This window comes from Sinorhizobium sp. P24N7 (assembly GCF_042436655.1).
GTDB classification, from domain to species: Bacteria; Pseudomonadota; Alphaproteobacteria; order Rhizobiales; family Rhizobiaceae; genus Sinorhizobium; species Sinorhizobium meliloti_A.
This window is the reverse complement of the sequence record NZ_JBHMIW010000009.1, coordinates 114,117-132,185: the sequence shown is the minus strand read 5'-3', so window position 1 is coordinate 132,185 and position 18,069 is coordinate 114,117. Positions and strand designations below refer to the sequence as shown.

The window sequence follows — 18,069 nt, the reverse complement described above, 5'->3', positions numbered from 1 at the left end:
GTTGAATCTGCTACGTCCGAAGTTCGGGTCGGGAGGCCACTGAGATGGACTGAGGCATGGCTAACTATTGTGCCGTCGCGAGGAGGAGAGGGTCGGCATAGAACAGGGCGGCATGGCCTCCGGCAAGCAGCCACAGGGTCAATAGTGCCGTTGCCGCGGTGGCGATGGCGATTGGCGTGTCGCCGGACAAAAGGGTGCGCCCTGAGAAGAGGGCGGCGAACGGAAGAATGGAGGTCTTCGCAGACTGGTGCTGCCATTGATCTCCAAGTCGGCGCCGGGCGCGCTTTTCGATCATAGGTATGGTGCCGAGAGCAAAAAGCGCAAAGCCGCCGAAGAGGAGCAGCGAGCGCACGTCGCCGTTGGCGACGAGATGGCCGATCGCCCAGATGGCGAACCCCCAGAGAACCGGATGGCGAGTAACCGAGACGATTGAGCCCACTCTCTGTCCTTGGCGGATCGAGACCGATAGCGGATTGATACTGAAGAGACCGGCAAGCACGAGAAACACGCCGACTGGAGCGGCAATCAAGGTCACCCAGGCCTGCCAGGCGGCAGGCTGCCAGAGCGGGATATAGTCGACATCAAGCGCTGCGTAGAGCACCCAAGCGAGTGCGAGTATGGAAGCGAGCGAATAGATCGAGAAATAGGCCGCCCTGCCGAGCAGGATCAACAGCCGCTCGCGGATGGCGGGGATCGCCGGAACCGAGTGAAGGATGAGAAAGACAAACAGTGCCAGAAGGAACTCGGCCATAGTCGTCTTCCTCAGTGCGCTGTATTCGACCGCTTTATCGCGGCGATGATTGCCTGTTCCGCTGCAACATGGTGGCGGAGCCCCTCGAGGAAAGCGTGTAGCATCAAAGCGACTGTCTCCCAAGAAACTGCGCATCGATCTGATGCGGCCGATCGGAGCGTGTCTGCGACGTGGCTATCGTCTAGGGCGACTGCTCGACCCGCACGGGTCGTACGTACATCAAGCGGCGAAGGCTGCGGCTCATTGGACGTTTGTCCAAGGCTCAATGATCGGATCTTTGCCGCGGTCGCTATGCAGAGGTCCCGGTCCATGGGGCCCCCAAGCGAATCGATGATGGACTCGACCGCATCGCAAAGCGCGAGCAACTCGCCATACTTCGCCTCAAGACGATGGAGCGGAGATGAGATAGCCACGTTGTTTCTCCCGCATTCAGCGTTCAATGAACAGCACGGCGGCGCAGGCGAGCGACGCCAGCACGGCGGCGGCCGTTCCAGTCCGTTGCAGGACACCCATGCGATAGAGCACGAGCGCGAAGATGATGATGATCGGGGTGGCTACCGAGAGGCCGATCTGCGCATCAGACATGGTGATCTCCTTTTCGTCGGAACATAGCGGGTCGGCTGGACCGGTCTTTGATCGAGAGCAAAGAACCGGACGCTCCTTTCTCCTATTCCGCTTCGGCAACCGATGCGGAGATGGGGCATGGAAAACGCGATGACGGCCGGCGCGGCCGACGAAGAGGAAGCCGATACGTTCATCCTCTGGGTCCTGATCTGGAGCGAACTCGCCGCCTTCGGGATCCTTATCGCCGCCTTCCTGGTCGCCTCGCTGATTGCTGCCGACGATTTCGCCGTCGCACGGCTGCACCTCAAACCGGCTATAGCCGCCTTCAACACGCTCGTCCTGCTGACGAGCGGCTGGCAGGCGGCGGTTGCGGCAGGAAAGGGCGCGTCAGTCGCCAGGCGGCGCCGGGCACTTGTGCTGGCGGCGCTTCTCGGCTTCGCCTTCGTTGCCATAAAGATCTACGAGTACGGCACGGAGATCCGTTTTGCTGGCGAGGTCGCGTTTCACTCATTCTTTGAACTCTATTTCCTCCTGACCGGCTTTCATCTCGTCCATGTCGGCTTCGTCGCCATCGTGCTGCTCGTCGTCGCCTGGAAGCCGCGCCGCGCCAATGTCGACCTCGTTACCACCCTCTGGCATGTGATCGATCTCGTCTGGATCGTCATGTTCCCCATTCTCTATCTGGTTTGAGCACCATGACCGACCACGACCCCCGACAGTTGCAGAGGACCTGGATGGTCCTTGTCCTGATGGTTCTCGCCGGCATGCTGCTCTCCCTCAAGGCCCAGGATCCCGCAGCTCCGCTGGTGGTCACGCTCGCCTTGCTGACGCTCGCGTTGTTGAAAGCCCGTCTCGTCGTGCTGGACTTTCTAGGCTTGCGTTCGGGACCGCGGGTCTTGCAGGTCGGCCTTATCGCCTGGCCGTTCTTCTTTGCGCTCGCGGCTGCGGCAAAAGCGCTCATCGCGACCGTCTCGCCCTTCGGTTGAAGGGCTCTTCGTCACTTGTTTGCCGAAACGCAAAGAACGCCGGCGCGCAGACCTTAGAAGAGATCACGTTTACCGGTGGGCGGGGGGATCCGCGGCCGACCGGCGGGAATTGCTCAGGCCGGCCCGCGCAATGCGGCCTGCGGGAATTGAAAGGACCACGGGATGGCAGAACGCCTTACCAAGACAGGGGCACGCAACGTCTTCTACGGCGGCTCCATCTTCTTCTTCGCGATCTTTGTCGGCCTGACGGCCCACAGCCACTACTACATGAGAACCGTATCCACCGACGAGTCGACGCTGACCGACTCCGTGGCGCGCGGCAAGCACGTCTGGGAGAAGAACTCCTGCATCAACTGCCACACTCTCCTCGGCGAAGGCGCCTATTTCGCGCCGGAGCTCGGCAATGTCTGGAAGAGGTGGGGCGGCGAGTCCGACCCGGAAGGCGCGCGCGAGACGCTCAAATCCTGGATGGCGGCGCAGCCCTCCGGCGCCGAGGGGCGGCGGCAGATGCCGCAGTTCGATCTCACCGAGCAGGAACTGAACGACCTTGCCGATTTCCTCGAATGGACGAGCCGCATCAAGACGCAGAAGTGGCCCCCGAACGAGGCCGGCTGAGACGACGGGACAAGGAGAAATGACATGAAATATCAAACCCAAAAGGTCGCGATGCTGTATTTCTACGGTGCGCTCGGCCTGTTTCTCGCCCAGATCCTCTTCGGTGTGCTCGCCGGCACCATCTACGTGCTTCCCAACACGCTCTCCGAACTGCTGCCGTTCAACATCGTCCGCATGGTGCACACCAACGCGCTGATCGTCTGGCTGCTGATGGGGTTCATGGGCGCCACCTATTACCTGCTCCCGGAAGAGGCGGAGACGGAGCTCTATAGCCCCAAGATCGCGGTCGCACAGTTCTGGATCTTCCTGGTGGCCGCGGCCGTTGCGGTCGTCGGGTATCTCCTCCATATCCACGAAGGCCGCGAATTTCTTGAGCAGCCCGTCGCGATCAAGGTCGGCATCGTCGTCGTGGCCCTGATGTTTCTCTTCAACATCACCCTCACCGTACTGAAGGGTCGCAAGACCACGGTTACGAACATCCTGATCTTCGGCCTCTGGGGCGTGGCGATCTTCTTCCTCTTCGCCTTCTACAATCCGGTCAATCTCGCGCTCGACAAGATGTACTGGTGGTACGTCGTCCATCTGTGGGTCGAAGGCGTCTGGGAACTGATCATGGCCTCGGTTCTGGCCTTCCTGATGATCAAGCTCAACGGCATCGACCGCGAGGTCGTCGAAAAGTGGCTCTATGTCATCGTCGGCCTGGCGCTCTTCTCCGGCATCCTCGGTACCGGCCACCATTATTACTGGATCGGCGCACCGGGCTACTGGCAGTGGATCGGCTCGCTCTTCTCCACGCTCGAGGTCGCCCCTTTCTTCACCATGGTGGCCTTCACCTTCGTCATGACCTGGAAGGCCGGCCGCAAGCATCCGAACAAGGCCGCGCTCCTGTGGTCGATCGGCTGCTCGGTGATGGCCTTCTTCGGCGCCGGCGTCTGGGGCTTCCTGCACACGCTTTCGTCGGTCAACTATTACACCCATGGCACCCAAGTCACCGCTGCGCACGGGCATCTCGCCTTCTTCGGCGCCTATGTGATGCTCAACCTCGCCGTGATGGCCTATGCCATTCCGGAGATCAAGGGACGGGCGCCCTACAACCAGTGGCTGTCGATTGCGAGCTTCTGGGCCATGTGCAGCGCCATGTCCGTCATGACCTTCGCGCTCACCTTCGCCGGTGTCGTCCAGGTCCACCTGCAGCGCGTCCTCGGCGAGAGCTTCATGGCCGTGCAGGAGCAACTGGCTCTCTTCTACTGGATCCGCCTCGGCTCGGGCGTCGTCGTACTCATCTCGGCGCTGATGTTCTTCTGGGCAGTCCTTGTTCCCGGCAGGAGCGCTAGCCCGGCCCTCAACCAAGCCGTCCAACCGGCGGAATGAAGGGAAGCGGCCGGCCCACGTGGCCGGCCGCCTCGCCTGAAGTTCGAAACTCGGAGATTACCATGAACATCGCCCTCAAGGCTCAGCCCATGCCGGATCCGGCCATCCCGGCCTATTCCCCTTCAGGTCGGGAATGCGAGCTCTTCCAAAGCGCCTGGACGCGCCAGCTTCCGCTTCTGCTGAAAGGCCCGACCGGTTGCGGAAAGACACGCTTCGTAGCCCATATGGCGGCGAAGCTCGGCCTGCCGCTTTCGACCGTTTCGTGCCATGACGATCTCGCCGCCGCGGACCTGACCGGCCGCTATCTCCTCAAAGGAGGCGACACCGTCTGGGTAGATGGTCCCCTGACCAGGGCCGTGCGCGAGGGCGGCATCTGCTACCTCGACGAGATCGTCGAGGCCCGCAAGGATGTCGCGGTGGTGCTGCATCCGCTCACCGACGACCGGCGCATCCTGCCGCTCGAACGCACCGGTGAGCTCCTGGAGGCTCCGCCCGGCTTCATGCTGGTGGTCTCCTACAATCCGGGCTACCAGAACCTGCTCAAGACCCTCAAGCCGAGCACGCGCCAGCGCTTCGTCGCCATCGAGTTCGACTTCCTGCCGAGGGCGAGCGAGACTGCTGTCGTTTGCAAGGAGAGCGGGCTCGACGAGAGCCGGGTCGCGCCGCTTGTCGATCTCGCGCATCGACTACGGAGTCTAAAAGGGCATGATCTTGAGGAGGGTGTCTCGACGCGCCTGCTCGTCTATTGCGCCAGTCTTGTCGACAACGGAGTGCCGCTGCGCGACGCCGTCCTGGCGACGATGATCGAACCGCTCACCGACGAGCCGGACGTCAAGGCCGCACTGATCGAGATCGCAGACGCGGTGGTCCGCCAAGGATAAGAAAATGCTGGACTTCCTCGAACTCGAAGAAACGGTCGGCCGCGCCTGGCATCGCTTGATCGGCAACACGCGCACCTGGCCGCGCTTTCCGCACGAGGCGGTCCGGCTCGAGGACGTCCAGGCCGTGCTCGCCGTGTACTTCCGCGGTCTTGGCGGCGAGCGGGCGGTGCAGATCGCGCCAGCCCGCGGCCGGACCTCCGCGCACCGGCTGCGTTTCCGCCAGCGCATAGGCCTTGGCGAGGAGAAGCTCGTCCAGCCGGCGCGCGACCATGCGACGCTGATGCTGCCGGCCGAGGTCGATCTCTTTCCCTCGCGGCGTCTCAACCGCGACCTGTATTTCTGGCTGGCGGCGATGATGGCCGCCATGCCGCTCAAGCCTGTCGGCGCCGCAGACCCGCTGTCGCGCGATCTGGCACTCCTTTCACGTGCCGGTGTGACAGTAAGGTCGGTGCTCGCCACCTATCCCGCAATGCGGCAACGCTATCGTCGCCTCTGCAGGGCGGTGCTCAAGGTCCGGCAGCGGCGCTCGCTTCCTTCCGTCGAGCAGCACGTCGAAAACCGGATACTCTACATGCTCAGGGCCGGTGCCGGCCTCGACGACGACGTGCCGCCGCTCATCATTCCCAAGCACGCGCCACCCGGTTATCTGCCGATGCTTCCGGTGCCGCTCTGGCCCGACGCGATCCTGCGCGAAGAAACGGAGAGGCGAAACGGCGAAGACGAGCCCGCTCGCGGTGGCGACAGAGCGGGAGGGCCGGAGACGACGCGCCATGTGGCGACACGCGAGGCACAGCGCCAGTCCGAGCGGAGCCCGTTCATCCTCAACCGCTTCGAAAAGATCCTCGCCATGACGGAAATGGTCAATGTCGACCGTCCGGCGGACGACACCGATGACCACGACGCTAGCGCCGCGGACGAACTCGACGACATGACACTCGGCGAACGCAAGGGACGCCCGGCCGCGCGCTTTCGTTTCGACCTCGACCTGCCCCCGGAAGCGCTGGACCGCACGCCGCTTATGGCGGAACTCACCTATCCCGAATGGGACTATCGCAGCGGCGGCTACCTCAAGGACCATTGCCGGGTGCTTGCCGTGCCCGCCTCGGCAGAAAACCTGCCGGGAGAGGCGGATCCGACGACGAAGAACCTGATCCGGCGTGTGCGACGTCAGTTCGAGGTGTTGCGACCGCGTCACGAGATGCTGAGGGCGCAGATCGATGGCGCAGATCTCGACCTCGACGCGGTTGTGCGGGCTCGCACAGACCTGAGGGCCGGGGGGCAGGGCAGCGACCGCATCCACATGATGAGCCGTCCGCAGACGCACGACCTTGCGGTGACGATCCTCGTGGACGTGTCGCTCTCGACCGACGCCTGGTTCGACGATCTTCGCGTGCTCGATGTCGAGAAGCAAGCGCTTCAGATCCTGGCGCATGGGCTTTCCGCCTGTGGCGACGCCCATGAAATCCTCACCTTCACGTCCCGGCGGCGGGATTGGGTGCGCATCGAGACCGTGAAGGCTTTCGACGAGGCGATGAGCGCGACGATCGAAGCGCGCATCGCGGCACTGAAACCCGGCTACTACACCCGCATGGGCGCGGCCATCCGCCACGCCGCAGCGCGTCTTGTCGAACGGCCGAACCGCCGCAAGCTCCTCATCGTACTGACCGACGGCAAGCCGAACGACGTCGACCAGTACGAGGGGCGTTTCGCGCTCGAGGACAGCCGCCGCGCCGTCGGCGAAGCGCGCCGCTCGGGCATAAGCGTGTTCGGGGTGACAGTGGATCGCGAGGCGAGATCCTATGTGCCGGTCATATTCGGTCAGAACGGCTACGCCGTCGTCAGCAATATCGGCAGGCTGCCTGCGGCCCTGCCGGCGATTTATCGCGGCCTTGTAAGATAGGCGGGGGCAGGCCGCGAGACGGAAGGCCCGGCATGCGCGTACATGCCGGGCCTTTCTGTTCTCAGCTTGAGGCGGCCTTCACGCCGCCTTGCTATGCGTCCGTCCTGATTGATCGATATAGGCGTCGAAGGCTGCAGCGGCGGCACGGATAAGGAAGCGTCCCCCCTCGCGCAGCCGTATGACGCCGTCGGCGATATCAAGGATGCCGTCGCTTTGCAGCATCGCGAGCCTCTTATTGCCGTGGAGCAGCAACTCCGGATCGAAGCCGTGCGCAGTGGCAAGGGCGGGAACATCGACGCCGAAGTCGCACATCAGCCGCTCTATGATGCTTGCCCGCAACCGATCCTCCAGCGTCATCCGGTAGCCTTTCACCGTTGCAAGACGACCCGAGGCTATGCGCTGAGCGTAAAGTCCCGGCGGCACCTCGTTCTGCACATACCCGTCCCTCATCCGCCCGATCGCCGAGGCGCCGAAGCCGATAAGCGTTTCGCAGGAATCCGTCGTGTAACCCTGGAAATTGCGGTGCAGTTGACCTCTTGCCTGCGCGATCGCTAGGTCGTCGTCGGGAAGGGCGAAATGGTCGAGACCGATGCGGCGGTAGCCGGCGGCGGCGAGCGTCGCCGCTATGGCTTCGGCCTGAGCGACGCGGCCTTCCGCATCAGCAAGCGCCTGTTCGTCGATCAGCTTCTGGTGCTTCTTGAACGACGGGATATGAGCGTACCCGAAGACGGCGAAGCGCTCGGGTCCCATCCGGATCGCCGCCTCAGCGGTCGCGATGCAAGATTCGATTGTCTGGTTCGGCAGGCCGTAGATGAGATCGAAATTTATGCTATCGACGCCGGACTGACGCAGGCGCGAAACGGCCTCCATCGTCTGCTCCTCGCTCTGGATCCGGTTGATCGCCTTCTGCACGACCGGATCGAAGCTCTGCACTCCGAGGCTCGCCCTACGGACACCGGCTTCGCCGAGGGCCATCGCCATTTCCGGCTCAAGGGTTCGCGGGTCTATTTCCACGGCGATCTCGGCGGTGCTCGCGAAATCGAAATGCTTGCGCAGCAGCGATATAAGCGCCCGGAACTCCTCCGGCTGCATGATTGTCGGAGTGCCCCCGCCGAAATGCACGTGGTCGATGCTGAGCGGCGCACACGTGTTTGCCGAGACTAGACGGACCTCCTCGCGAAGCATGTCGAGATAATCCAGGATTGGCTGGTCGCGCTGGGTGATCGTCGTGTGACAGCCACAGTACCAACACATCGATCGACAGAACGGAATGTGCAGGTAGAGCGACGTGGGCTTTCCCGGCGCAATGGCTGCGAGCCAGTCGCCATAGGTGCTGGCGTCGACAGCGGGCGAAAAGCGGGGCGCCGTCGGATAACTCGTGTAACGGGGCAGGCGTGCCTCGCCATATTTTGCGACAAGAGCCGGTTGCATGGAGAGTCCTTCCGGTGAGCTGGCATTGCGATCGGATGCCATTCTAGGCGCGAACCGGACCTTCCTCTTTGAGCAAAGTCAAAGGATGTCGACGGCCTAGTGGTGTCGACCATGTCGACGCGGCCGCCGATGATTTCAGGCGAGCTACGCTAGGAAGCCGATCACTCCATGGAACTGGCAAAGCTCCCCGGCCAAATAAGTCGGGAGCAGGTAGAAAACGTCCCAGTGGGGAGAAGATGTCGATGGGGCTTCAGAGACTAAGGTTTGACCTCGGCCGCAGAAGAATCTCAAGTGCATTGCCCATAGAGCCTGCTGTTTGGCAAGGGAGAAGCATTGCCGTGCTTGTGCTTATTGCAAGAAATATAGTTTGAACATCATTAAGCCTGGATCGCTAGGATCCGGGCTTCTTTCAATCACTTTACCAGCGCCCTGACGAAAGGGTTGGTCGAGGCAAACCTGAGGTCGAATTCAGCGTGCCCCTTCTTTCTCGTGTGTATGCCGGAGCCTATACAGCATTGAAGAACCAACGGTATCGAGTCTGGCAAGTTGCGAAGACCGCCTCCAATCCCGCAGTTGTCTCCATTTCTTCAGCACTCGGATGAGGATGGCTGGTGGTATTTTTCGGTGGTCGCCCACCGTCCCCTTCCGGGTGATCGGTGCGTCAGGATCAATCAAGAATGCGACGACCAGGCTCCGGGTCCTCGATTCTAGCAATAGCGCCCGATCGGAGAGCAGCAGACCTTGTTCGCCTTCGGCAAACGTCTGGTCCTCCGCAAGCAGCAAGCCGCTGAAAACATAGAAGTAGAGGTTGCGACCTCGCATTTGCGGGAATACTAGCCGCGCACCTGGCTCGAGCGCGATGTCAAACAGGTCGATTGTATTACGGACGTGGAATGGGGCGTCGCCCCCTTCAGGGCCGACCAGGTGTCGCCAGGTGTTTGGGCTCCGCGAGGGGATCGGCCCATGTTGTATCCTGGGATCGAGATCGACTGCACGCGGCCGGACGAAGATCTGGAGCATGCGCAGGGGCGGATCGGATGACAACGTCTCTTCAGAATGCCAGAAACTGCGTCCGGCGTTCATCACCATCAAATGCTTGCCGTCCGTTACCAGACGGCCGGTTGTCTTGTCGTCGTGGCGCATGACGCCGTCAGGCACCCACGAAATGATTTCGTCGTTACGGTGCTCGTGCATGGCGATGAGCCTTCCGGGATCAAGGCTCGATTCCACGATCATTGCAAGCGGACCGTGACCGTGATCGGTTGGCCTCGGTTTCAGCCATCCCGGCATGTTGACGCGAACGACAAATCCTCCCATGTCGCGCACAATAAACGTGCGATCGCCTTTGAGCAGCACGGCGTCCTCCAGCGTGAACATGACCTCAATCATTAGCAGCCCGCCGGAAGGTCGCGTCAATCGAAAGCATCACCGGTCCATCGATTGGGGCGTCCGTCGCGGCTGGTCAAGGACAGTCCGAGACCGATTCTCCGACTGTTTGCTCCCCGTCAAAGTGTGACTGCCCTCGCAGGGATAGGGTCGGCAAGTTCCGATCTGGTTCCAGCCGCCGCCGCATCGGAATGCACAAGGGGCGGTTAACAGGGGAACTCCATGACAATGACGGAAACACAGCCGAAACCATCCATTGACGTCCGCACCGTCCCGCCGCGCGAGCGTCACCCGCGCATCTTCGGAATGCTCGGAACGCTTCCTGCAGGCAGCTCTATGTTGATCACCAGCGACCACGATCCCCGGCCGCTCCACTACCAGTTAGAAACGACTTTCCCAGGCGAATTCGGCTGGGATTATCTGCAAGAGGGGCCTGAAGTCTGGCGAGTCGAGATCGCCCGTCTCGAGAGCAGCTCCGGCTGCGAATGCTGCTGCGGGTCGGATCATTGATCCGGCCGCGGCGAAAGTGACCGGTAGCGCGCATGGTGATTTAGATGCCAGGAGCTACGCTTTCCCCATGGACGATGTCCTATTTCGCCGCCGCCTGTGTTTTTCTGGTGGTCGGCCAGTGCGCGATGGTCGCGGGCTACGGCTACCCGTTCGCCGCCGTCGAAGCCCCGGCCACCTTGGCGGTTGTGCACGTCGTCGCCATCGGCTGGCTCGGCCTGCTGATGGCGGGGGCGCTGTTGCAGTTCGTGCCGGTGCTGGTTGCGGCGCCCCTTCGCGGCGGGCGGCTTGCACTCCCGGCTTTGGCGCTGCTCATTCCCGGACTTCTTCTGCTCGTCGGCGGCTTTGCCGCACTTGCCGGTGTGGAAGGAGTATCGCCAGTCATGTTGCCGTCGGGCGCGCTGCTACTGGCAATGGGCTTCGGTCTCGTCATCATCATGCTTGCGGCTACGCTCCTGGCGGCGCGACCGCTGCCGCTTCCCGCCCGCTTCGTCGCCACGGGTCTCGGCGCGCTGATCGCCGCGGTCCTTGCCGGCGGCGCCTTCACGCTCGTGTTAAGCGGCACCGTCACGAGTCCTGCGGCGATCGCGCTTCTCCTCAAGGGAGTACCGCTGCACGCGGCGCTTGGCCTTGGAGGCTGGCTGACCTTCACCGCGATCGGCGTCAGCTATCGGCTGCTGTCGATGTTCATGCTTTCGCCGGATGACACGCGGGCCACAAGCAGGGCCGTCTGGTGGATGGGCGCCGCGGCCCTGGCGATCGTCGTAGCCAGCATCGTCTTGATTGCTGTCGACAGCGACGGGATGGAAGGGGCGACGAGCGTCGCAACATTTCTGGCCGTCTCCGCCGCCGTCCTCTATTCCGCCGACGTCTTGCGCCTCTATCGCGAGCGCCGCCGCAACGTCCTGGAACTCAACACCCGTGCGAGCTATGCGGCCTTTGCTGCGCTTCTCGCTTCCGTCATCATGTTCGCCCTGCCAATCACACGGGCCGCGGCCGGCGAAGGCGCCGCGGCTCTCGTCTATCTCTTCGTCTTTGGCTGGTTGACCGGCCTCGGCCTCGCGCAGCTCTACAAGATCGTTCCGTTTTTGACCTGGCTCGAATGCTATGGCCCCGTTCTCGGGCGGGTCGCAGTGCCGCGTGTTCAGGACTTGGTCGAGGAGAATCGCGCAAGCCTATGGTTTTTCGTCTATTACTTGGCCGTGATTGCGGCTACTCTTTCGCTCTTTGCCGAAAGTCCGGCGGCGTTCCGCGTCGCCACGCTAGCGCAACTCTGCGCGACAGTCGGCCTGATGGTGGAGCTCGTCCGCGCCCGCATGCTTTCCTCCGTCGCAGCGCCCCTGCGCCTTCCCGCCGGCGCGCCGAGACCGCATCTCTTTCTCCCAATCTCTCGACCACAGGAGTGACCGATGACCATCGTAACCCAGAACCCAGCACCAAGAGAATTCGACGTCCGACCTATATTGAAGAGCGGCGGCGAGCCGTTCCAGGCGATCATGGAGGCGGTGAACGGGTTGAGACCGGGCCAGGCGTTGCGGCTGCTTGCTCCCTTTCGTCCGCAGCCGCTGTTCAAAGTGATGGAGGGCCGCGGCTTCAGCCACGAGGCACAGGAGATACATGGCGGTGACTGGGAAGTCTTGTTCACGCCGAAGGCAGCGGGTGCCCCCGTCGAGGTGTCTGCAGGTGCTGACAACCCGGACTCCTGGCCCGATCCCGTAGAAAACCTCGACCTGACCGAGCTCGATCCCCCGGAACCTATGGTCCGCATCCTCGCGGCTGTAGAGCGGCTGCAGTCGGGCGAGGTGTTGTTTGCGCTACTTTCCCGCGAGCCTATCTTCCTCTTCCCGGAGCTCTCCAAGCGGGGCCACCAGTGGGCGGGCAATTTCGACGAAACACGAACCACCTTCCGCATCTTCATCCGAGTCGGTGACAAGGGCTGAAGCGATGAGCGAACCGAAGAACGACACCATCTGCGACTCGATCCGCGATGCGCTGCGAATGATCATCGACCCTGAGCTTGGCCGCAATATAGTCGATCTCGGTCTTATCTACGATGTATTCGTCGAGGATGGCGGCATCGCCCATGTCACGATGACAACAACCACGAAGGGCTGCCCGGCCAGCGAATATCTGAAGGAGGCAGTGCGCAACTGCGTCTGGTATGTGCCGGGTGTTGAGTATGCAGAAGTTCGGCTGACCTACGAGCCGGCTTGGACGCCGGATATGATGGCCGGCTGAGACGATAGGCTTGCTGTTTGGAAAGCAGAGGCGGGTGCTAATGACGACGTCGATGATGGCATCGACTGAATGATGCAGAGGAAGGTGAGATCGTGCATCTCGTCCCACAGCGTCTGTTCGACTTCTCCGCTGATCTCGGAAGCCTTGGCGAGGGCGATGGCGAACTTTCCGCTGCCGCACGGCCACGGCGACCAGGTCAAGCGGGGTGGCGCCCGTCAGCGTCGATCCTTCCGGTCCAGATCACGCCCCGGTAAGATCCGCGGTGATAGGCGCGGCTATATCGCAGTTGACCTGTTTAAACGGTAATACTCGTGCTCATTTCGCCGTTCAACAGGCGCCTGAGGTGAAAGCTCGCGAGCCGGTCCTCCGCGTTGCGGCCGACGAGGGCTGCAAACGACGCGACCGCACCAGGATCACCAGCCTCCAGCTTTTTGAAGGCGTGCAGATAGGCCTGTGTATCTGCGTCGCCACAATTTTCGGCTTCGAGCGGTTCGAAAGCGCGGATCGGCACGGCTCGCCCCCGAAGCACAAGATCGCCCACAGGCCGCCCGCAGAAGTCCTGTGCGTTGGCCGCAATGGTCGCGCTCACGCACACTCGGGTACCAAACGTCTTGTTGGCTGCTTGCAGGCGCGCGGCAACATTAATCGTATCCCCATACGCGCTGTAGTCGAAGAACCTTCCTCCCCCGAAGTTTCCCACTACGGCGGGGCCGGCATGCACTCCAATCCGCGTGTGGCCGAGAGCTATTCCTTCTCCGCTCCAGTGCTCGCAGAACGAGCAGGCGAAGGAGTCAAGTTCGAGTGAACAGGCAACTGCGCGCGTGGCGTGGTCCGGCTGATCGGACGGAGCCCCGAACAGCACGTGGAGCGCATCACCGATGATTTTGGCGACCGTGCCGTCATGCGCGAACACAATATCGGTCATACCGGCGATGTAGCCATTGAGAAGCTGGCCGAGCAGCTTCGGTTCGATAGTCTCCACGAGGGTAGTAAAACCGGTCAAATCGGTAAAAAGCGATGCGACCTCCCGGCGCGTGCCGCCGAGACTGACGGCGTCCGTACCGCTGGCCAGGCGTTCGGCCAAGTTGGGAGAAAAGTAGCGGGACAGCGATGCGCGCGCCTGCTCGGCCGCCGCCTGTCGGCGCTGAGCCTCGCGCAGTGCCTCGACGTGGTGAATCGTCTTTGCAATCGTCGCTTCGAGGTCACAAAAATCGATTGGCTTCGTAACAAAGTCATAGGCACCCCGGTTCATAGCAGTGCGGATGTTGGCCATGTCGCTGTATGCTGAGACAACGATCGTCGAGAGTTCGTCCCGCCTCTCCTGAAGCTTGGACAGTAGCGATAGCCCGTCCATGCGCGGCATGTTGATGTCGCTCAGCACCAAATCCACGTCCTGGTGTTCAGCCAGTACGGACAACGCCTCAATACCGTCGCGGGCGAAGAGAAACCGCAGCGTCCCGCCTCGGATCTGCTTGCGGAACTTCTGGACGAGAAGGAGCTCCAGATCCGGCTCATCGTCGACAACGAGGATGCAGGTGCTCATCGCAGGCTACCTAAACGGTTCTCAATTTCTTCTCTGAGTTCAACGAAGTCGATCGGCTTCGCAAACAACGCCTCGGCGCCACCTTCAAGGGCTCTGCGCTTCGTTTCAGGATCACCATAGGCCGTAATCATGATCACCGGCACATCAGGCCGTAAGCTCCGCGCCTTCGGCAGTAATTCGAAGCCGCTCATGCCCGGCATATTGATATCCGATAGGATGAGAATAAGCGTGACATCGCTGGCATCGGCAATCCGCTGGAGGGCAGTCGCCGCCGAGTGCGCAAATTCCATTGCGAAACGTCCAGCACGCAGGTCACGGCGGAATTGCTGTCGGAAAAGCGGCTCGATGTCCGGTTCGTCATCTACCACCAGAATTAGAAGGCTCATGATTTGACCTCCAGGTTTCCAGTCGGAGCAGTTATTCGGGGCAACCGGATGCGAAACTCGGTGTATTGACCGAGTTCCGTATCAACTTCGATCGAGCCTCCGTGCTGCTTGACAACAATGTCGTGGCTGAGGGAGAGGCCGAGCCCTGTTCCCTCGCCAGCAGGTTTGGTCGTGAAGAAGGGATTGAACATTTGCTCCCGTACCCCGGCCGGGATCCCAGGTCCGTTGTCACGGATTATGATCTCCACGCAATCGCCGCGGTTCCTGGTGGTTGCGGCCAACGTGGGCTCATACGCTTCGCCGGCATCGGAGGCTGCACGGCGGCTCGTCGCATAGAAGCCGTTCGCTATCAGATTGAGAAGCACGCGCGTGATCTCTTGTGGGTAAAGATCGACCTCACCAGCCGCCGGATCGAGCGATTTCTCAAGCGTTATGTTGAAGCCCTGCTTCTCGGCACGGGCGCCGTGATAGGCGAGATTGAGGCTCTCCTCGACGAGGGCATTTACATTGACTGCCCGCCGCTCTCCCACTCCCTGGCGCGAGTGCAGAAGCATATTCTTGACGATTGAGTCGGCACGCTTGCCATGTTCGACGATCTTTCCGAGATTGCCCCTCAGCATGGCCGCGAGCTCATCGATCTCGGCCCGCGCGCTCCCCTCGAAGGCTGCACCTTCAAGCGCCCGTTTCAACTCCTCGATCAGTTCGATCGAGATCTCCGAAAAGTTGTTCACGAAGTTTAGAGGATTTTTAATTTCATGCGCGATGCCCGCGGTCAGTTGCCCAAGCGAGGCGAGTTTTTCGGTTTGGACCAACCTGTCCTGCGCGGTCCTCAGCTCATCGAGCGAGCGTGACAGCTCCTCGGTACTCTCCTGCACCTCCTGAAAAAGCCGCACGTTCTCAATGGCTATTACTGCCTGGTCGGCGAAAATTGACGCCAATTCGACCTGCTTGCGGGTGAATGGCCGTACCGTCGACCGAGTCAATGCAAGTACGCCGATCGGGCTCCCGTCGCGCAAGAGCGGCACCCCGAGGACCGTACGAAATCCACCAAGCCTTTGCCCCTCGTGCAGGTCATATTCCGGATCATCAAGGACGTCGGTTACCTGAATAGGCCGCATCTCAAGCAGGGTTCGCCCAACGATCGTGCCGCGCCCCGGCTCCAGCGGGAGAGCACGAAGATACTGTTCGAACTCGTGCGATAAACCATGACTGGCCACTGGATAATGCGCGTCTCCCATCGGTCGGGTCATTGTTGCCATGTCAGCCTCGCAAAGACGGGCGGCGGACGCCACAAGCGTGTCCAGCACCACTTGGAGGTCGAATGCCGATCGGCTGATAACCCTCAGGACGTCAGCCGTCGCCGTCTGCTGCTCCAGCGCCTCTGCGAGCTCGGCTGTCCGCTCGTTGACTTCGTCAAATAGTCGCACGTTCTCGATCGCAATCACCGCCTGGTCGGCGAAGGTCTGGAGAAGGCCAATCTGCCTTGCGGTGAATGGCTTGACCTCGGTTCTTCGGATGATAAGCCCGCCGATTGCTTCCTGCTGTCGCAGCAGAGGCGCTGCCAAGATGGTGCGGTGTCCCATTCGAACAGCCATATTTTGGCCGTCCGGGAACTCGTCGGCCTCGGCGGTCAGATCGGAAACATGAATCGGCTTTCGGTCCAGGACGGCTCGCCCTGTGACCCAGGTCGGAGACACTGGCCAGCAACCGAAATCGATCGGGATTGGTCCGTGATGCGACCTTAGACGGAGCATATTTCCATCTTTCAGGAATATGGCCGCGTCATAAGCCTCGCAAAGCCGCACGGCAGATCCGACCAGGGTGTCGAGCACGGCCTGAAGATCGAAGGCAGAGCGGCTGATTACCTTGAGGACATCCGCTGTCGCAGTCTGCTGCTGCAGAGACTCTTTCAGCTCTAGATTTCGCTTCTCCAGATTGGTGAACAGCCGAACGTTCTCGATCGCTATCGCGGCCTGCTCGGCGAAGGTTTTGAGAAGTTCGACCTGACGATCAGGAAACATCCCTGGCTGCGTCCGTGCCACAACAATGCTTCCGATAGGTTTCCCTTCGCGCATGATCGGCACCGCCACCAGGCTTCGGTAGGTCGCACTTTGGACGCTCAGGGTTCTGTGGGCTCGATACTCCGGATCGAGAGTCCGATCCTCTATCTGCTCCACCGATCGGCTGAGTATCGATCGGCCGGCGGCACTGCCTCGATCCGGTGGCGCTGGGAACATTGCTCGCACCGCTTCAACGCCTTCGGCCTCCAGGCGGTGGTATGCCACGAAATACAGGAGCTCACCATCATAGCGAAACACATGACAGAACTGCGCGTCGCAAAGTTTGGCAGCACTTAGAGCAATGGTGTCGAACACGGGCTGCACGTTGGTCGGCGAGGTCGAAATGACGCGCAGGATGTCACTTGTAGCCGTCTGCTGCTCCAGTGCTTGTGTAGTTTCTCGGTGGCGCGCCTGCGCCTCTTCGAAGAGGCGGGCGTTCTCGATGGCGATCACCGCCTGATCGGCGAATGTTCGCAGGAGCTCGACATAGCGTTCCGGGAACCATCCGGCCGCCCGTCGAGTGACGGCGATTGATCCGAGCGGACGCCGGTTCAACATCAGGGGCACGCCGATGGCGCTCTGGTAGGCCACTATTTTCGCGAGCGCTTGCATCTTGTAATCAGGGTCGGCGAAGACGTCGGGAATTTGCTCGATCGCGCCGCTGAGAAATGCTCGCCCAGTGACATTGCCACTACTGGGTCGTTGCGGAAAATTGGCTCGTACCGCTTCGATGCCTTCTTGTGAAATTCCGTGATAGGCTACCGGGTGTAGCTGTTCTCCGTCGAACCGAAACACGAAGCAGAATTCTGCCGCACAAAGCCGCGCAGCGTTTTGAGCTATCGCTTGGAATACCGGCTGCACGTCGTTGGGAGAGAGCGAGATGACACGCAGGATTTCGCCGGTCGCCGTCTGCTGTTCGATCGCCTCGGCAAGCTCACGTCGGAGCAGTTTCACTTGACGTCTGATACTGCGGCTCGACTGCTTCACGGTACCTCCCCAGCAGTGCTCCCCAAGCGATCGATTCAGTACGGTCTCCAGCCGTGCGTTGACGACGACAGCGGCACAGCCGCCTCGGCGAATGAGAATACCTTATTCGGCTACCGGTGACGAGATTTAGCTCTTGCTTATGAGCTGTGGGTGAGCGACTAGGGCGCTGGTCGCTACACGGCAGCCGCGGCTGTGCAGCGGAGTGCCGGCGGGCTATCACAGGCGCGATCCCCGCCAGTCCGGAGTTTTGTCGCTAGTCTGGCACACGTTGGAGGGGATTGCCGCGTTGCAGGCGAAGCAGGATCCCGCAGCGTTCGCGTGGGGAGGCCGCGGTCACTCGGGCGTGCAAAGGTGGTCGATCCTAGCCTATGCTTTTGTTGCGTTGAGGCGACCGTCTGCAATAGACGCCGAGACGTTCTTCGCGTTCACTGGAGATGGCGGCCGTATGTCGAGTGCGGACGTG

The 18,069-nt window shown here is 61.5% G+C and carries 17 protein-coding genes; 10 read left to right on the top strand and 7 right to left on the bottom strand.

All coding sequences use genetic code 11. The features are described from left to right. Positions 1-64: 64 nt before the first annotated feature. Together ACFHWW_RS17460 and ACFHWW_RS17455 are read right to left on the bottom strand one after the other, a co-directional pair. Complete coding sequence (locus tag ACFHWW_RS17460) at positions 65-751, bottom strand: NnrU family protein (RefSeq protein WP_379939575.1); 687 nt, start codon at positions 749-751, stop codon at positions 65-67. A gap of 429 nt (positions 752-1,180) precedes the next feature. Further along, positions 1,181-1,336: a hypothetical protein gene (locus ACFHWW_RS17455; protein ID WP_011970971.1), complete on the bottom strand. Its 156-nt coding sequence runs from the start codon at positions 1,334-1,336 to the stop codon at positions 1,181-1,183. A gap of 117 nt (positions 1,337-1,453) precedes the next feature. Between ACFHWW_RS17455 and ACFHWW_RS17450 the strand changes: the two genes are divergently transcribed. The 6 genes from ACFHWW_RS17450 (at position 1,454) to ACFHWW_RS17425 (ending at position 7,068) form a co-directional block, all read left to right on the top strand. After that, a complete protein-coding gene (locus tag ACFHWW_RS17450) occupies positions 1,454-2,005 on the top strand; it encodes a cytochrome c oxidase subunit 3 (protein WP_102763143.1) in 552 nt (183 codons plus the stop codon). A 5-nt stretch (positions 2,006-2,010) separates the two neighbouring features. Further along, complete coding sequence (locus tag ACFHWW_RS17445) at positions 2,011-2,301, top strand: cytochrome C oxidase subunit IV family protein (protein ID WP_379939572.1); 291 nt, start codon at positions 2,011-2,013, stop codon at positions 2,299-2,301. A 162-nt stretch (positions 2,302-2,463) separates the two neighbouring features. Further along, the gene (locus ACFHWW_RS17440) at positions 2,464-2,916 is read left to right on the top strand and encodes a cytochrome c (protein WP_102763141.1); all 453 of its coding nucleotides are present in this window, start codon (positions 2,464-2,466) and stop codon (positions 2,914-2,916) included. Between the two features lie 24 nt (positions 2,917-2,940). Further along, the gene (locus tag ACFHWW_RS17435) at positions 2,941-4,287 is read left to right on the top strand and encodes a cbb3-type cytochrome c oxidase subunit I (protein ID WP_379939570.1); all 1,347 of its coding nucleotides are present in this window, start codon (positions 2,941-2,943) and stop codon (positions 4,285-4,287) included. A 62-nt stretch (positions 4,288-4,349) separates the two neighbouring features. Next, entirely contained in the window at positions 4,350-5,168 is an 819-nt protein-coding gene (locus ACFHWW_RS17430; protein ID WP_379939568.1) for a CbbQ/NirQ/NorQ/GpvN family protein, read from the top strand. A gap of 4 nt (positions 5,169-5,172) precedes the next feature. Continuing rightward, positions 5,173-7,068, top strand: coding sequence for a nitric oxide reductase activation protein NorD (locus ACFHWW_RS17425; protein WP_379939566.1), 1,896 nt, complete (start codon positions 5,173-5,175; stop codon positions 7,066-7,068). A gap of 78 nt (positions 7,069-7,146) precedes the next feature. On the opposite strand, the gene hemN is transcribed toward ACFHWW_RS17425, so the two are convergent. Together hemN and ACFHWW_RS17415 are read right to left on the bottom strand one after the other, a co-directional pair. Then, the gene (gene hemN, locus ACFHWW_RS17420) at positions 7,147-8,499 is read right to left on the bottom strand and encodes an oxygen-independent coproporphyrinogen III oxidase (protein WP_379939564.1); all 1,353 of its coding nucleotides are present in this window, start codon (positions 8,497-8,499) and stop codon (positions 7,147-7,149) included. Between the two features lie 468 nt (positions 8,500-8,967). Further along, the gene (locus ACFHWW_RS17415) at positions 8,968-9,855 is read right to left on the bottom strand and encodes a pirin family protein (RefSeq protein ID WP_379939849.1); all 888 of its coding nucleotides are present in this window, start codon (positions 9,853-9,855) and stop codon (positions 8,968-8,970) included. A gap of 258 nt (positions 9,856-10,113) precedes the next feature. Here ACFHWW_RS17415 and ACFHWW_RS17410 point away from each other — a divergent pair, with 258 nt between their 5' ends. The 4 genes from ACFHWW_RS17410 to ACFHWW_RS17395 are packed head-to-tail and all read left to right on the top strand — an operon-like array spanning position 10,114 to position 12,630. Continuing rightward, a complete protein-coding gene (locus tag ACFHWW_RS17410) occupies positions 10,114-10,395 on the top strand; it encodes a DUF2249 domain-containing protein (protein ID WP_379939847.1) in 282 nt (93 codons plus the stop codon). 44 nt (positions 10,396-10,439) lie between these two features. Beyond that, positions 10,440-11,798 carry a hypothetical protein gene (locus tag ACFHWW_RS17405; RefSeq protein ID WP_379939562.1) on the top strand — a complete coding sequence of 453 codons (1,359 nt, stop codon included), beginning with the start codon at positions 10,440-10,442 and terminating at the stop codon, positions 11,796-11,798. Between the two features lie 9 nt (positions 11,799-11,807). Next, on the top strand, positions 11,808-12,332 hold the full coding sequence (locus tag ACFHWW_RS17400) for a DUF2249 domain-containing protein (protein ID WP_379939845.1): 525 nt from the start codon (positions 11,808-11,810) through the stop codon (positions 12,330-12,332). A gap of 4 nt (positions 12,333-12,336) precedes the next feature. Beyond that, positions 12,337-12,630 carry a metal-sulfur cluster assembly factor gene (locus ACFHWW_RS17395; protein WP_379939560.1) on the top strand — a complete coding sequence of 98 codons (294 nt, stop codon included), beginning with the start codon at positions 12,337-12,339 and terminating at the stop codon, positions 12,628-12,630. 295 nt (positions 12,631-12,925) lie between these two features. Here the strand turns inward: ACFHWW_RS17395 and ACFHWW_RS17390 are convergent, their stop codons facing one another. The 3 genes from ACFHWW_RS17390 to ACFHWW_RS17380 are packed head-to-tail and all read right to left on the bottom strand — an operon-like array spanning position 12,926 to position 17,606. After that, positions 12,926-14,173 carry an adenylate/guanylate cyclase domain-containing protein gene (locus ACFHWW_RS17390; RefSeq protein ID WP_379939558.1) on the bottom strand — a complete coding sequence of 416 codons (1,248 nt, stop codon included), beginning with the start codon at positions 14,171-14,173 and terminating at the stop codon, positions 12,926-12,928. Then, positions 14,170-14,559, bottom strand: a complete 390-nt coding sequence (locus ACFHWW_RS17385) for a response regulator (protein ID WP_379939556.1) — start codon at positions 14,557-14,559, stop codon at positions 14,170-14,172. Before ACFHWW_RS17385 ends, ACFHWW_RS17390 begins: the two co-directional genes overlap by 4 nt. After that, positions 14,556-17,606, bottom strand: a complete 3,051-nt coding sequence (locus tag ACFHWW_RS17380; RefSeq protein ID WP_379939554.1) for a GAF domain-containing protein — start codon at positions 17,604-17,606, stop codon at positions 14,556-14,558. Before ACFHWW_RS17380 ends, ACFHWW_RS17385 begins: the two co-directional genes overlap by 4 nt. Positions 17,607-18,069: the final 463 nt, after the last annotated feature.

Excerpts from the sequence above, each read along its gene's own strand:
- ACFHWW_RS17390 (WP_379939558.1), bottom strand. The coding sequence starts at position 14,173 with ATGAGCACCTGCATCCTCGTTGTCGACGATGAGCCGGATCTGGAGCTC.
- ACFHWW_RS17445 (WP_379939572.1), top strand. The coding sequence starts at position 2,011 with ATGACCGACCACGACCCCCGACAGTTGCAGAGGACCTGGATGGTCCTT.
- ACFHWW_RS17450 (WP_102763143.1), top strand. The coding sequence starts at position 1,454 with ATGGAAAACGCGATGACGGCCGGCGCGGCCGACGAAGAGGAAGCCGAT.
- ACFHWW_RS17430 (WP_379939568.1), top strand. The coding sequence starts at position 4,350 with ATGAACATCGCCCTCAAGGCTCAGCCCATGCCGGATCCGGCCATCCCG.
- ACFHWW_RS17395 (WP_379939560.1), top strand. The coding sequence starts at position 12,337 with ATGAGCGAACCGAAGAACGACACCATCTGCGACTCGATCCGCGATGCG.
- ACFHWW_RS17460 (WP_379939575.1), bottom strand. The coding sequence starts at position 751 with ATGGCCGAGTTCCTTCTGGCACTGTTTGTCTTTCTCATCCTTCACTCG.
- hemN (WP_379939564.1), bottom strand. The coding sequence starts at position 8,499 with ATGCAACCGGCTCTTGTCGCAAAATATGGCGAGGCACGCCTGCCCCGT.
- ACFHWW_RS17405 (WP_379939562.1), top strand. The coding sequence starts at position 10,440 with ATGCCAGGAGCTACGCTTTCCCCATGGACGATGTCCTATTTCGCCGCC.
- ACFHWW_RS17440 (WP_102763141.1), top strand. The coding sequence starts at position 2,464 with ATGGCAGAACGCCTTACCAAGACAGGGGCACGCAACGTCTTCTACGGC.
- ACFHWW_RS17425 (WP_379939566.1), top strand. The coding sequence starts at position 5,173 with ATGCTGGACTTCCTCGAACTCGAAGAAACGGTCGGCCGCGCCTGGCAT.
- ACFHWW_RS17385 (WP_379939556.1), bottom strand. The coding sequence starts at position 14,559 with ATGAGCCTTCTAATTCTGGTGGTAGATGACGAACCGGACATCGAGCCG.
- ACFHWW_RS17455 (WP_011970971.1), bottom strand. The coding sequence starts at position 1,336 with ATGTCTGATGCGCAGATCGGCCTCTCGGTAGCCACCCCGATCATCATC.
- ACFHWW_RS17435 (WP_379939570.1), top strand. The coding sequence starts at position 2,941 with ATGAAATATCAAACCCAAAAGGTCGCGATGCTGTATTTCTACGGTGCG.
- ACFHWW_RS17410 (WP_379939847.1), top strand. The coding sequence starts at position 10,114 with ATGACGGAAACACAGCCGAAACCATCCATTGACGTCCGCACCGTCCCG.